This window comes from Mesomycoplasma ovipneumoniae (assembly GCF_035918255.1).
GTDB lineage: Bacteria > Bacillota_I > Bacilli_A > Mycoplasmatales > Metamycoplasmataceae > Mesomycoplasma > Mesomycoplasma ovipneumoniae_A.
In genome coordinates this window covers 142,052-156,565 of record NZ_CP142136.1, presented here as the reverse complement: position 1 = coordinate 156,565, position 14,514 = coordinate 142,052, and the positions used below count along the sequence as shown (strand labels likewise).

At 30.4% G+C, this 14,514-nt stretch carries 7 protein-coding genes; 1 reads left to right on the top strand and 6 read right to left on the bottom strand.

What is annotated here, in order from left to right; all coding sequences use genetic code 4:
- Positions 1-34: 34 nt before the first annotated feature.
- The 6 genes from nrdE to U3G01_RS00635 all read right to left on the bottom strand — a co-directional run bounded on the left by nrdE (position 35) and on the right by U3G01_RS00635 (position 11,473).
- The gene (gene nrdE, locus U3G01_RS00660; RefSeq protein WP_255030738.1) at positions 35-2,197 is read right to left on the bottom strand and encodes a class 1b ribonucleoside-diphosphate reductase subunit alpha; all 2,163 of its coding nucleotides are present in this window, start codon (positions 2,195-2,197) and stop codon (positions 35-37) included.
- Positions 2,197-2,652: a class Ib ribonucleoside-diphosphate reductase assembly flavoprotein NrdI gene (gene nrdI / locus U3G01_RS00655; RefSeq protein ID WP_069096934.1), complete on the bottom strand. Its 456-nt coding sequence runs from the start codon at positions 2,650-2,652 to the stop codon at positions 2,197-2,199. The genes nrdE and nrdI overlap by 1 nt, the downstream gene beginning before the upstream one ends.
- A 1-nt stretch (position 2,653) precedes the next feature.
- On the bottom strand, positions 2,654-3,706 hold the full coding sequence (nrdF, locus tag U3G01_RS00650; protein ID WP_010321298.1) for a class 1b ribonucleoside-diphosphate reductase subunit beta: 1,053 nt from the start codon (positions 3,704-3,706) through the stop codon (positions 2,654-2,656).
- A gap of 265 nt (positions 3,707-3,971) precedes the next feature.
- Complete coding sequence (locus U3G01_RS00645) at positions 3,972-4,301, bottom strand: hypothetical protein (RefSeq protein ID WP_010321297.1); 330 nt, start codon at positions 4,299-4,301, stop codon at positions 3,972-3,974.
- A 122-nt stretch (positions 4,302-4,423) separates the two neighbouring features.
- Positions 4,424-7,912 (bottom strand): P110/LppT family adhesin N-terminal domain, encoded by a 3,489-nt coding sequence (locus U3G01_RS00640; protein ID WP_255030736.1) that lies wholly within the window; start codon positions 7,910-7,912, stop codon positions 4,424-4,426.
- Positions 7,913-7,939: 27 nt separating this feature from the next.
- Positions 7,940-11,473 (bottom strand): P97 family adhesin, encoded by a 3,534-nt coding sequence (locus U3G01_RS00635; protein ID WP_255030734.1) that lies wholly within the window; start codon positions 11,471-11,473, stop codon positions 7,940-7,942.
- A gap of 1,094 nt (positions 11,474-12,567) precedes the next feature.
- On the opposite strand from U3G01_RS00635, the gene U3G01_RS00630 reads away from it, so the two are divergent.
- On the top strand, positions 12,568-14,226 hold the full coding sequence (locus U3G01_RS00630) for an IS1634 family transposase (protein WP_326564847.1): 1,659 nt from the start codon (positions 12,568-12,570) through the stop codon (positions 14,224-14,226).
- The last annotated feature ends 288 nt before the right edge of the window (positions 14,227-14,514 follow it).

Sequence of the window (14,514 nt, the reverse complement as noted above, 5' to 3'; positions counted from 1 at the left end):
ATTTAATTTTTCAAAATAATTTTATTTTGAAAAATTAAACGGCACAAGACTCGCAAAATTCATAATTTTCTGAATCTTCAAGGACATCTTGGCGAATTCTTACATAATAAATTGACTTGCAACCTTTTTTAAAGGCATGAATATATGCTTTATTTAAATCGCGAGTTGTTGCTTTGTCAGTTAAAAATAATGTCATTGAAATTGACTGATCCACATGTTTTTGAGCTTCGGCAACGATGTTAATAATTGGAATTGGTCCAAGTTCGTATGCACCTTTTTGATAAAAATCGTATGTTTTTGGACCTAATTGATATGAAGGAACATAAATTCGCCCTAATTTTCCTTCTTTTCTAACTTCAACAGGAGCAACAACCGGCTGCAATGAAGGGGTACAAGAACTAAGATAAGAAATTGACCCAGTTGGAGCTACTGCCATTAAATGTGAATTTGCAATTCCATGAATTTTAATTTGCTCGGCAAGTTCAATCCAGTCTTGTTGAGACGGAATCTCAACTTGATAGTCTTCAAAAAGTTGCTGAATTTTAGCTGTTTTTGGCACAAAAGTTGAGTCATCAACTTTTGTGTATTTTTCAAAATATTTGCCGCTGGCAAATGTGGTTTTTTCAAAACCAGCAAAAGGACCAAATTTTTTTGCCAATTCTAAAGAAGACTTAAAGGCGGCAAAAGCTAGACAATAAAAGAAAATATTTGTAAAATCAAGGGCTTCTTCTGAGTCATACATTATTTGGTTTTTGGCCAAAAAACCGTGTAAATTCATAGCTCCAAGTCCGATTGCATGGTTTAAATTATTCCCTTTTTGAATTGAAGGGGCAACTGAAAGATCAGAATTTCTTGAGACACTATCAAGACCAATGACTGAATAGTGAACCATTTTTTGAAAATCTTTACCTGATTCCATGGCTTTATCAATATTTAGTGAACCTAAATTACAACAGATATCTTGACCAATTTCTTTAAATGTTAAATCAGCAAAATAAGAACTTGGAGTTGAAGGTTGAGTAATTTCTGAACATAAATTTGACATTACAACACGATTTGGATGAGCATTTGCATCATTAACAGTGTCTTCAAATAAAATGTAAGGATAACCGCTTTCAAATTGTAATTCAGCAATTGTTTGAAATAATTTTCTTGCTGAAATAAAGGTTTTTTTAATTTGGGGATTATCTAACATTTTATAGTATTCTTCGGTAATTGAAATGTCACTAAAAGGTTTTTGGTAAAATTTTTCTGTATCATAAACAGAAAAAAGTGCCATTTGCTCGTTGTTTTTGGCCAAAGTTAGTGTTATATTTGGGATTATAACTCCTAGAGACAGCGATTTTATTCTTATTTTTTCATCAGCATTTTCCCTTTTTGTATCAAGGAAAGACAAGATATCTGGATGATGAACATTTAAATAAACAGCACCGGCTCCTTGACGTTGTCCAAGTTGGTTTGCATACGAAAATGAGTCTTCAAGTATTTTCATGACAGGAATTACACCTGTTGCTTGATTTTCAATGTTTTTAATTGGTGCCCCTAATTCACGTAGATTTGTCAGCAAAACACTAACTCCGCCACCACGCTTTGAAAGTTGCAAAGAAGTTGTAATTGCGCGCGAAATTGATTCCATATTGTCCTCAACTCTAATTAAATAGCAAGAAACAAATTCTCCTCTTCTTAGTTTTCCTGCATTTAAAAAAGTTGGGGTAGCTGGTTGGAATCTGCCTAACATTATTTGCTCAAGAATTTGTTTAGCATCTTCAAAATTTCCATTAGCCAAAAATAAACTATTTAACAAAGCCCGATCAGGAAAATGTTCTAAATATGTCAAATTATCATCAGATTTTAGGGCATATGAAGAATAAAATTTAAAAGCACCCATAAATGAAGGGAAAAAATGATTATAACTTCAAGCTTTTTGATTTAATTCTTCAAGTTGGTCAAATGAATATTGATTTATGACTTTAGGGTCATAATAATTTTGGCTAAGCAAAAAATTAATTCGGTCTTTGAACGAATTAAATACTTTAAATCTAGGCTCAATATGTTCACTAATATATTTTTGCCCAGCTAAAATATCAAATTTATATGAATCTGGATTTTTTGAAAATAATTTGGCTTTTGCATTTAGGCTAATATAACTTTCAGAACTACTAGAACTAAAAGCGTGATTTTTATCGTGTGTTTTCATTATTTTTCCCAAAAATTATTTAATATTGTCTTAACATTAATAACATCTTCAGAAGTCCCTAAGAGCTCAAAGTGATATAAAAAAGGGACATTCAATTTTTTTGACAAAACCGGGCCAGCAAGAGCGTATGTGTCGCCAAAATTAGTGTTTCCAGAGGCAATAACTCCTTTACAAAATTTACGGTTTTGTTCATTATTTAAAAATTTTATTACCGGTTTTGGTACTGAACCGCTTGTTTCACCTTTTCCGCCGCTGTAAGTAGGACAAAAAAGTACATAATCTTGATTAACTTCGATTTGAGAATCCATATCAATTGGAATTCTTTGATTTTTCAATCCAAGTTTTTCAATAAAACGGTGAGTATTATTAGAAATTGAAGAGAAATAAACAAGAAAAATTTCACCTTTAGGTTTAGGATAATCGCTTAATTCGTAGGTTTTTTTGATGTCTTCCATTTTAGAACTCCCAGTCTTCATCTTCGGTTTCTTCGGCAAGCGCCATTACATAAGAAGAACCATTTCCTGAGAAAAAATCATGATTCTCGTCTGCACGGGCTGATAATTGGCTAAAAACTTCAGGTTCAATTTCAGTTTCTTCTTTTGTAAAAGGTGAGTCATATCCTAAGTTTTGTAAAAATTTGCCAGCATTATAAAGACTAAATTTTATTGCAGATTCAGCAAGTCCAACTTCAGAATATAAGTCATATAAATAATCTTTTTCTAAGTCGATTAATTTATAAAGTAAATCAAAAACAAAGTCTTTCATTTCTTTTTGTTTTTCAGGACTTAGTTTTTCAACTTTTCTTTGATATTTATAGCCTGAATAATAATTGTGTATCACTTTGTCGCGTAAAATTAAACGAATTATATCAGAAGTATTTGGTAGTTTTGATCTTGAGGAAAGGTAAAAAGGAAGGTAAAAACCGCCATAAAGTAGAAAACCAGGCATTAGTGCGGCAGCAACTTTTGATTTTAATGGATCTTTTCCAACATAAAAAGGTATTAAGATTCTTGCTCTTTTTTGTAGTTTTTCATTATTTATTACTCAATTGTGTGCCTCTTCGATTTCCTCACTTGAACAAAAAGTTGAAAAAATCGAACCATAAGAACGAGCATGAACTCCTACCATGAAAGCAAAATTAGCATATATAACTTGCTCGTGATCGGTCAAAGAATGACCAATTTGGGCTACATCTCCAATTGTTGCTTGAATTGTATCAAGCAGAGTTAGACCAGTAAAAGTTCGGGTTACAAGTTGTTGCCATTCTGGTGATAAAGTTCTTCATGATTCTAAATCATTTGAAAGCGGAATTTTTTCTGGAATCCAGAAATTTTGAACTACACGTGTTCAAACTTCTAAATCTTTAGGATCATTGATGACATTTCAGTTTACTGCCCGCATTTTGCCCGAAAAATTATTATAGGCATACTCTAGAGGCGAAACTGAAAGGTTATAGTAATCATTTTTTTGTTTAATTTTTAAGTTTAAGTTGTTGTTTTCTTGACTCATTTTTTCACCTCTAAATAGCTCTTTAAGTAATTAAAATTAAATGGACTATAATTTTACCAAAAAGAAAAGGCAAATAAAAAAATTTTTTTAAATTAATTTTTTTTTTTTTTTTTACATGGCTTAAAAAATAAAAAAACCCTATGAATTTATAGGATTTTTTTGTATTTGGTAGCTAAAAGGATTAAAAATTTTATTGTCAATTTTTAAACTTTTGGAAAAAACTAAGAAAAAATAATTTTAAAGACAAAAACAGTAAAAATTAGACTTATAAAGTTGTTAGTGTGTTGCCAAATGCAAAAACAAAACCGCCAACAACAAAAATTACAGACAAAAAAATGTGGGCATTGTATTTTGCTCTTTGTCAAGCGGGTAAAAACATTTTTGTCTGCTCATAAGTGAAATGTTTTTTGCCCGGATTTTCTCTTTTCCAATCTTCCATTTGAAGTTCTTTGTATTGTTGAATTTTTTTTCTTGTGTATTTGTGAAATGAAATTGAAACTATCGCAAGAACAAAAAAAATAACAGAAAGACTAATTAAAACTGGTTGAGGAAGATCTATTAGTCTAATTCCAGAATAAAAAGGGTTTGTTTGCATAATATAATAATTATAATGATTTATTTTGTATTTTAATATAAAGTATTATTATTAATACAAAAAAGTAAACTTTTGTCTTTAAAAGTTTACTTTTTTGATTTCTCATTTATTTCATTAAAAAATTAATTAATGAATTTTTTAATGAAATGATTATTTAAACTTGAAACTGCCTCAACATTTGTTGCTAAAGTAGGTGAGTCATAAACGGCAAAACCTTTGAGCAAGATTTGTGCTGAAGACCCGGTTTGGGTTGTGGCGGTTTGGGTTTCAGTTCCGGATGTAGTCGTAGAACTTGCTTCAACTTTAGGACCTAAATGAGTTCAAGTTAGATTTTTGGTATGATCAAAAGATGAAAAACTTAAGTCTAAAACACTAGAAATTCTTTGAGTATAAGGGTTTTTTGCTTTTGCTGAAGTTAGCCAAATTGTTCACTTATTTTGATTCTTTAATAAAGTTAAGAACATTAAATCTCCATCTTTAATAAAGTCAAAATCATCTGCTTCGCCTTTGTTTACATTAGTTTGTCTAAAAGGATCTGGAGGAGTTACGCCAAAAATTAATTGAATTATATTAGTTGCCTCAGCAGTAGAAGAACTGCCGGCCCCAGCGCCAGAACCACCTGTGCTTGACTCTGATTCATTAAATTGGAGTCTAGTATCAGCTTCGCCATCAATTCCGGAAACTAAAGCAACAATTGAGTCGACTTTTGTGCCTGAACCACCACCAGAGGAAGTATCTCCCGGATTTTCATCAAGACCTAAAACAAATTTCTCAGTTTTTCCATCGCCAAGCTTAGTTTTTTTAATGAAAATACCTTTGCTATCTTTAGATCCAATTAAATAATGTTTGTTATTGTCATTAATTTTATTAGGTTGGAAAGCTAAAAATATTACTCCAGATTCAAGAATTTGCTCTTTAGAATTAGTAGTTGAAGTCTGACCAGCATTTTCGGGAACCCTACTAATTTCAGCAGCTTTACTTACTAATAATCCATCTTGACTAGCAACATGATCTTTACCTTTTTCAAGATCAATTTTTACATCACCACGGTTAAGTGGTTGTATTTTTGTAACTTCACCAGTTCTATCTATTTTTTGATTTTCACGAAAATCAAAAAATACAGTTGGATTAAAACTTCTTAAAACATCATAATCAGTATCATCTACTAATTTTGTAATTGAGAAAATAGCTTTAGGATTTGCATCTTTTTGCTCTGTTTCAGTTGTTGGACCAAAACTAAGAATTACATCAATTTGACTATCAGATTTTTTAACTACTTCTGTTTGATAATCAGTTTGACCAAGTTCAGAATAATTAGATTTTTGTAAAAATCCTCAAAGTTCAACACCTAAACCTTTGAAAGTTGAAATTTGAATTGGTTCAGTTTCAGCTTCAGTTTTAGGGGTTTGTTCATCAGTAGTTTGATCATCTTGGAATGCTGTTGTTGATGAAGTTGTTTGACTTGCGGTTGTTGAAGTTGTTGCGGTAGTAGCAGCTGGAGCAGGGGCGGGTGCGGCAGCGGCGGGAGCTGCTGGAGCAGGAGCAGGAGCAGCGGCGGGAGCAGGGGCAGGAGGTGTTGCCGGTGTAGCTGCAGCCGGTGGTTGAGAATCTGCTGGTTGGGTCTCAGGCGCGACTTCTCCTTCTGGTTTTTTCTCAGCTTCTGCTGGTTTTTCACTGCCTTTATCTGTAGGAGTAGATGATTCAAATCTTGGTTTGTTTCTAGCTATATAATCTTGGAGAGATCTGGTACTATCTGCCTCAAATCCAAAATCTAAAAAGAAAAGTTTTCTAGCAACTTGATCAAAAGTTTTTTGTTTTTTAGCATCATCAACAACTTCTGAAACAAGAGATTTAACATATTCTAAAGTTAATTTTGGACCATTAGGATTTTTTCTGAATTCAAAAGTTTTAGCTAGAGGATTAAAGTTTTGAATTTTTGGATCTTCAAAATTAATCTTGTCTAAATTTGAAAAGTCAATTTGAGAATTTTGTTTTAAAACAGCATTTATAACTTTTCGCTGATTTTCATCATAATCAAGTTGAACTTCAAAACTAGATTTTGAAGAACCAAGATCAACTAAAACAAATTTAGAATTATTTCCTTTTCCTAATCTGGCAAGCGAAGATTCAAGAACTGGCGGATAATTTGACTTAACAAATTCACTTTCAAGGTAAGGAGCTTGAATATTTAGTTGTTTTTTTATTTGAAAATCAACATCAAAAGAAACTTTATTTTCTTTTAAAAGTTTATCTTTTTGCGCTTGGGATAAATTTTTTGCTAAATCAATTGAATTAATATCAACAAAATAACCTTCAAGTCCAGGAACTTGGATTGTCTCAGACTTTAAATTGAAAAAAGCACCAAAATCTTGACGGTTTATTTCAACTTTGGCATTATTAGCTTGTGAATTTTGGCCTGAGTCTTGGAAAAGTTGGGTTGAAACTTGGCTCTGTTGTCCATTTTGTTGCGAGTTTTGCGCAATTCTGCTCAAGACTTTGGCGAGATTAACGGGGTTATTATCGGTTTTGTAAATACTTTGGGCCAAACTTAGATTATCTTTGACAAGCGCAAGTTGCACAAAAGGTTTTAATTGAACAAAATCGCTAAATTGTGAAAGAATTTGTTGCTCGACAGTTTTGACATCAACACTTAATTTTTTAATTCCTAAAATTGGAAAGTCAAATTCTTTGATAACTTTGCCAGTTGGATCCATTAGTTCAAAAGAAATTGAAAGAGTTCCGGCTTTGTCATCAAGATTTTTGAAAACTAAGTTTTCAACTTTCATTAGACTGTCAACTCTTTTGGTGTCTGACTCACCTATTATAACCATTTTTTCTTGTTTAGCTTTTTGATTTTCAACAGTTTTTGGTGCTAAAACATAACCTTTTTCCAAAATTGAAGGCAATCCTAAGGTGTTAACCAAATTATAACCTAATCCATTTTCGAATAAAGCATCAGAAAAAGCTTGTGATTTTGAACGTGTTCTTTTATAAGAAGCTTGAAAATCATTATCAAGTTTAAAAGCAACTTCAGAAGCTGTTAAATTAGAACTTTTTGTTCCAAAAAGTTCTAATTTTGACTTTTCAAGGTCAATTTGGAAACCAACTAAATCTCCATCAGCTTTATCACTTTGAGCAAAACCTTTAAGGTCAGTTTGTTTTGAATAAGTAAGTTTAAATTGATCTGAATGAGCATAAACTACAACGTTTTTTACTTCACTTCCAGAGGCGCTTGCTTTTTCAATATCTAAAACTACCCGAAAATTGTGTTTAGTAATTGGACTAAAGTCATATGCTTTTAAAAAATTGAAAGCATATGAAGGATTGTTGGCTAAGGCTAGAGCTGTTTTTGCTGATAAATTTTTATATTGATCATGCAACTTTAGATTATTAAGTGCATTAATGAAATCTTCTTCGCTAAAAGTTGATTGAGTTTTTAGATCCACAACCTGATTTTTATCAACATTACCAAAAATTTGTGAACTATATGAACGCTCAAAAATTGTAAGACCAATTGGAACTGCAACGATTGTTGTAAGAATTGCGGTGATCGAAAAACCTGTTGAAACTATTGTTTTTATACTTTTTACTTTATTTTCTTTATTAAGCATTTTTCTCCTTTAAAATGGTAGAAATTTTTATTGTTGATTAAAATCGTCTAGTGCAATTCTAACTTGGAAACTTAGACTTGATTTAACTGAATTAGCGGTTGAAGAACCTTCGGTGGTTGTAGCATTTTTTTCGATTTGCAAATTCACAACTTTATATTTTTGAGGATTAATTTTATCTTCATCTATTGAAACAACTGAAATTTTGAGATCTTTATTGTTTTCTTGAATTTTTGCTTGAATTTCTTTGAAAACTGCACTTTCTTCAAAACTTTTAGGTTGAATAGATCCATCTTTTTTGAGCTTGTCAAATTCCTCTTTTTTGAGGAAAAATAGCGAAAATGATGGTGGAATACTCAAAACAGCTTTATTTAATTCATCTCTTTCAGCTTTTTGAGTATCTTGTTTATTAACTCATAAATTTAAGTCAATTTTTGGACTTTGATATTTATCAACACCAGTATTTTTATCAAAAACTTTGTAATAATAAGTTAATTTATAGTCCTCAAGTCCAAAAGGTATATGTAAACTTTCGGTTTCAGTTGATGAAGTAGTCGAAACTGAAACAGTTGTAGCTGGTACGGGTTGTTTTTCAAAAACAATTTTATAGTCTAGATCATTGCCTAATTTTGATCAAGCGCTAAACTTAGTTAATTCTTTAGCTTTGAAGTAAAATGCTAGCAATAAATCTTTTAAAGTGCTAAGTGGTTGTGTTTTTTCTTTGAAGAATTTTTGAATTTCTTCTTCAATTGAAGAAGGAGTAGTTGAAGTTCCGGCTGAACCCGAACCACCAGCGCCACCTCCGCCGCCGCCACCAGTAGAACTAGACCCACCAACACCGGCTTTTAAAATTGAAGAACTTTGTTTTTTCAGTTCATCTTTAATTTTTTTAGCAGCATCTTGCAATGATTTATAAAGATCTTCGGTTCCTGAACTAGCAGTTGTTGTTGAGTCAGATGTTGAACTTGAGCCAACTGTTACAGCTGAATATTGATTTAACTGGTTAAAAATATCACTGTCATTGGTAAAATCTTTTACTTTTTCCCAAACAGTTTTTGGTAAAAATAGATTAGAAATTCAACCACGGGAATCAAAACCTAAAAAATGGTTGTTAAAATCAAGCGAATAAACCGGATTATCTTTGGTTGTTTTAAATTTAACATCTGCAGCAATACTGAAAATATTGTTATTTCTTATATCACTTAAATTAATTGAATCATTTCTATCAACTAACCCATTTGCTTTAGCAATTTCAAATAGATAATTTAAAACCGCAGCAGGTTCCATTTGGATTAAATACGCATAAAAGGAAGCAACATCATATTCATTTTTGAAAAATTTATCAGATCTTAATGATTTTATATTGAATTTTGATGCAATTAAATTATTTTGCATAAAACTAGCAAAATCTTCGAGTGTAGGGAATTTTTGCTGTCCAACTCAAGCTTTTAACATTGATTCATTTGCATCAAAATCATAGGCATATTGGAAAGGATTTCCAATAATTTTCTTAATTTCTTCAAATTTAGGAGCATTTGATTCAGTATTTTGCTCGGTACCTTCAGTAGTTTGACCAGTTCCACCGATTAAATTTTCTAATTCAGTTTTAGAAATATAAGCTGTTGTTGAACCAATTCTAATTTGTTTATTTTGAGTAGTTGTTGTTGCAGCAGTTGAAACAGTAACTGGAGTTGCTTGAGAAGATGTTGTAGGTAGACCGTCAAGATTATAGTATGTTTTTCGCTCTGGATCTAAATTAGAAGCAATATCTGTGCCTGTTTGTCCAGTTTGTGGAACAACTTTTTTGAAATTAGGAATTTCAAAAATTGAAGTTTTAGATCTTAAAAGTTTATTTTCTGAGTCGCCGAAAAAACTGGAATAAAGATTAATAACAACCGGAATTTCAAGATTTGATTGACTAACCCCTTCTTTTTCTTGCGCTTTAGAAAGGTCAAAATAATATTCAACACCTTGAGGTTGTCTTTGGGCAAAATACGGATTAAAATCACCAAAATCAAGGGAAATTGGCTTAATTAATAATTCAGAATTTATTTTATTTATTACATCATTAGATTTTTCTCTAATAGAAGAATATATTTTGTTATTAAAACTACCTAAAAAGCTATTTATAGTGTGATTTGAAATTTCGAGATATTTGACTAATTCCGCTTTTTCGTCTTTAGGCTGAGTTGGAGAAGTTTCGGTTGGTTGTTCTGTATCAGTTTGTTGGGTAGATTGTTCTGTGGTTGTTCCAGTTGATCCTGTACCTGTTTCAGCTGTTCCTGTTCCGCTTGATCCTGAAGTTCCCCCTGTGCTTCCTTGTTGTCCAGTTTGCCCATCTTGCCCAGCTTGAGGTTGAGTTTGAGTTTGGGTAAGCTCGGCGGCAACTTGAACTAATTGTCTAATTTCTGGATTGTCAGAAGTTATTGAACTAACTTGAGTTCCAACTGGCTGACTTCCAACTTTAAAATCAAGAAAATCTAATTTTCTGATTGAAATTTTAGACAAAATATCGTCTAAATCAGCAAAATAAGTTGGCTGTTTAGCTTGTTTTTCAGCAGTCTGATCAGTTTTTGTTTCTTGATTTTGATTTTGGCTTGATTCAGAAGTTGAACTAGTTTGCGGAACTAAGTCAATTTTTTCAAGCAATTGGGCATCTTCAATATTGAAATTTTTAAGCTCAAATTTTGCCTCATCACTTAATTCAGCTTTAACTAAAAAACTTGGAACTGAATTTGGACCAACTAAAATAAAACTGTTTGTTCCAGGGTGTTTTTCTAAACTAAAATTGTAAATCGTTCCTTGTTTAAAAGGGAAAGAATTATTTTGATCAAAGTTTAATTCGTTAATTATTTTTTGAAAATCAGGGAAATATTGACTTATTTTTTCAACTGCTTCAAGTTGAGTTCCGGCTCTATTAATATCAGCGGCAAAATCCTCAACACGAGTTAAAGATGCAATTTTTTGATTAGTTAAATTTGAACTTGAAAAATTAGAGCTAAAATCTGTTCTTCTTAAATTTTGGATGTTTTCTTTGAAACTTTTGGTTATTTTTTCCAGATTTGAATTAAATTCGGCAAGAGCAAATTGTGAACGTTGCGCAAATGAAACTTTTTTAGAAATAATTGTTGAAAATGCTGTGCGATTGTTATCAATTTGGTGCTTTGCACGAAAACGAAGCTCAAAACTTTGATCATTATCATTTGGAATTAAGTCAATAAATTCTAAAAATGGTTTATTTGGTGCAAAAGTTGGCTCAAATTTACGTAGTTTGGAGTTAACCTGTGTGTAAAAGGATATAAATTTATTTAAATCTGTACCAGCTATTAATTTTCCACTGTTGTCAAAAAGTTGTGCTTTTATTTGACTATATGTGGTAGAATCATCAAAGACATCAGATTTAAAGGCAACATTTTGGACTCGAGAAACTAAATTTTCTAACTCAGCTCGGGGATTTTCTCCTGTATAGCGAATTCGAGTTACAAGCCCAATAGTTGTTGCAAAAATAGCAATACCGCCAACAGCGGTTAGTGCTATTGCTAATCTATTAGTATTTTTAGGCATATATATTTTTCCTCTATATGGTTTTTAATCAAATATTTAAAATTATAGCACTACAAAGGTGTTTTTTATGATTTTATTTCAATAAAATAGTAAAATTTACTTTATTTTATGTTTATAAAGCAAATTTTACTCTTTTTTTAGTTATTTTTGGCAAATTTTTGCGACTTTTTAGGCTAAATTGATTTTGAACTTTTTAGTTTTAATGTCAATAAAATCAGCAAAAATAGGAAAATTTGAGCGATTGACTAAATTAATAAACTAATTTGTAGACCTTAAAATTATTTTATTTTTCAAAATCTTTGAAAAACCAAGGAAGATTATATCCACGCGGATTTTCCTGAGTTTAGCAGTTTGATGCAAAAATTCACTTTTTGGTGAATCTAAATATGAAAAAATTCCCGTAAATCCGTGTTTTTTGACCTTAAATCTTAGTTTTTATTATTTTAAAATTATCCTTTTGTAAAAAAAAAAAAAAATGTTTGGTCAAAAAATAAAACTATGTTATAATAAGCCTCGCTAAGAATAAATTAATAAATTTTGATATTGAATTAGGGAGGAATTAATTATGTTTTTTGCACAATAAACTCAGATAATGCCATTTTTCCATTATGGCTTTAAATTTAATGGAATGTCTTAAATTTGCCCGTTTAAAAATCTACAAATTTAAGGGATTTAGTTATGGCTCTTTCAAAACTTCACATATTTTTTTAGGCTCAATGTAAGTAAAAACGAGTTTTCTATTTACATTGAGTTTAAATAGTAGTTGTATTTTTTTATGATTTTTGTTAGTGTTTTAAACTAAAAAAGTAGTTTAAAAATTTCATAATTTTGCTTTTTAAGTCAAAATTTTAGCTTTTTTAGTTTGCTTTATTTGATTAATAAGTAGATTTCTCTTTTCTGAGTGTTAGATTTAAAATTTAGTGTTTTTGCTTTGATATTCCCGAGTTTCCCAGTTTTAAGGCAAAAATTCGCTTTTTAGTGAATCTAAAAATCAAAAAACACCGGTAAATCGGTGTTTTTTGATTTTAAAACCTTAATTTTTATTACTAGCATTTACTAGCATTTTAAGTAATTTTATGGTATAATTATACATTATGAAAAAACAAAATTTGTTTTTATTTAATGTTTGAGGATCTTCAAAAGATAAACCATATAAATATGTTGGCTGAACACAAGGTTATGGCAAAGGTGCAAAACGTTGATTTAGTTTAGGAAATGAGCGGAATTTGGAAAAAATTAATCCAAATGCTGTTCAAATTATAAAAGAAAAATTGAAATTGTTTTCAAATTTAGATGACAAAGATAAAGTCAAGGCTATTTTACTTGATTCTATTAAAAATTCCACCATAATCGAAGGTTCGGTTTTTGTTGGTGGGGAATTAATTGAAAAACTTATTGAAAAGCACAATATTTTTGAATCACTCCCTAAAAGTAGACATAAAAATATGAAAGAAATTTTTAACTACTTAATTTCAAAACGGATCACTGATCCTGGCAGTATTATTAATGCTTTTGATAAAAAGGATGACTACTCAAATCAAATAAATGCTTCCAAAAATAGCTTTTATAGACTCCTAGATCTTGTCTTTGAGTCACAAAATCAACTTTTAAATAGTGTCAACAAAATGGTAACAAGTGAACTTGGAAAAAGGGACAGTGAATTTTATTTTGACTCATCAACAGTCTATTTTGAGACATTTGAAAGAAATGGATTAAGAATTCCTGGTTATTCTAAAGATACTAAATTCAAAGAAGACCAAATTGTCATTGGCTTAGCGTGTGATAAAAATGGTATTCCTTTTCATATTAAAGTTTTTAAAGGAAATACCGGCGATTCTAGTACATTAATCCCTTTTATTTTAGATGTTGAATCCAAATATAATATCAAAAATATGACAATAATCGCTGATCGCGGCATGTCAACAGCCGCAAATATTCGATTTCTTGAATCAAGAAACTATAATTTCATTATTTCTTATCGTGCAAAGGTAGGGACTCAAAAATTTAAAAATTATTTACTAGATCCAAGCGATTATGTTAATGTAAGTGCGGATTTTAAGTATAAAAAAGAAGAATTTTATTCATCATATAAAAATAAAAGATACACTGAAAATATTAGAAGAAGAATTATTACTTACAGTACAAAAAGAGCGATAAAAGACAGAAAAGCTCGTGAAGAGCAAATCGAAAGTTTTATTAAAAAACAAAATAAAGACGGTTTTATCGAGGTAAACAAATTGTTTGGTAAAAAACCTAAATATTTTAAGGAAATTTCAAACATGAAATTTGAATTAGATCAAAGTAAAATTGACAAAGACAAACAATTTGATGGCTACTATGTTTATGAAACAAATATACTGAATTCGAATGTCTTAGATATAGTTGAAAAATACCAAAAACAGTGGAATATTGAAGCTAATTTTAGAAGTCTAAAAGGTTTGTTGAATATTCGGCCCGTATTTTTAAGAATTGACGAGCACATTCTAGCTCATACACTTTTGTGTTTTATCTCACTAGTTATTTTAAAAACTATAATATTTAAAATCAACAAACATATTAGTGATAACAAGTTATTTGAAAACAATCAATTAACTGAAGTTGGTTTAGTAACGATGTTGCAAAAATTAAGGCAAAGGGTTGAATTTAACACTTTAGATCAGCAAATAACATTTAAAAATCGAGATGGTGTTCCTAGTGATCCGAATATTTGAAATAGGTATGATTTTTACTTTGATATCTTAATAAATCGGTAAAAAAATTGTAACTAACTTTTGCCAAAAAACTTAAAAAACTGCCTAAAACCAGATGCTTTTTTAAAATTACCTTATGAAACTGGGAAACTCGGGATTTAAAATTTAGTGTTTTTGCTTTGATATTAATTTTTCTTGAGTTTGGCAGTTTGATGGTGTCCTAGTGGCCCGAATATTTGAACTAGGTATGATTTCTACTTTGATATCTTAATAAATCACTAATAAAATTGTAATTAACTTTTGCCAAAAAATTTAAAAAAGCCGCTAAAACTGGATATTTTTTTAAATTTA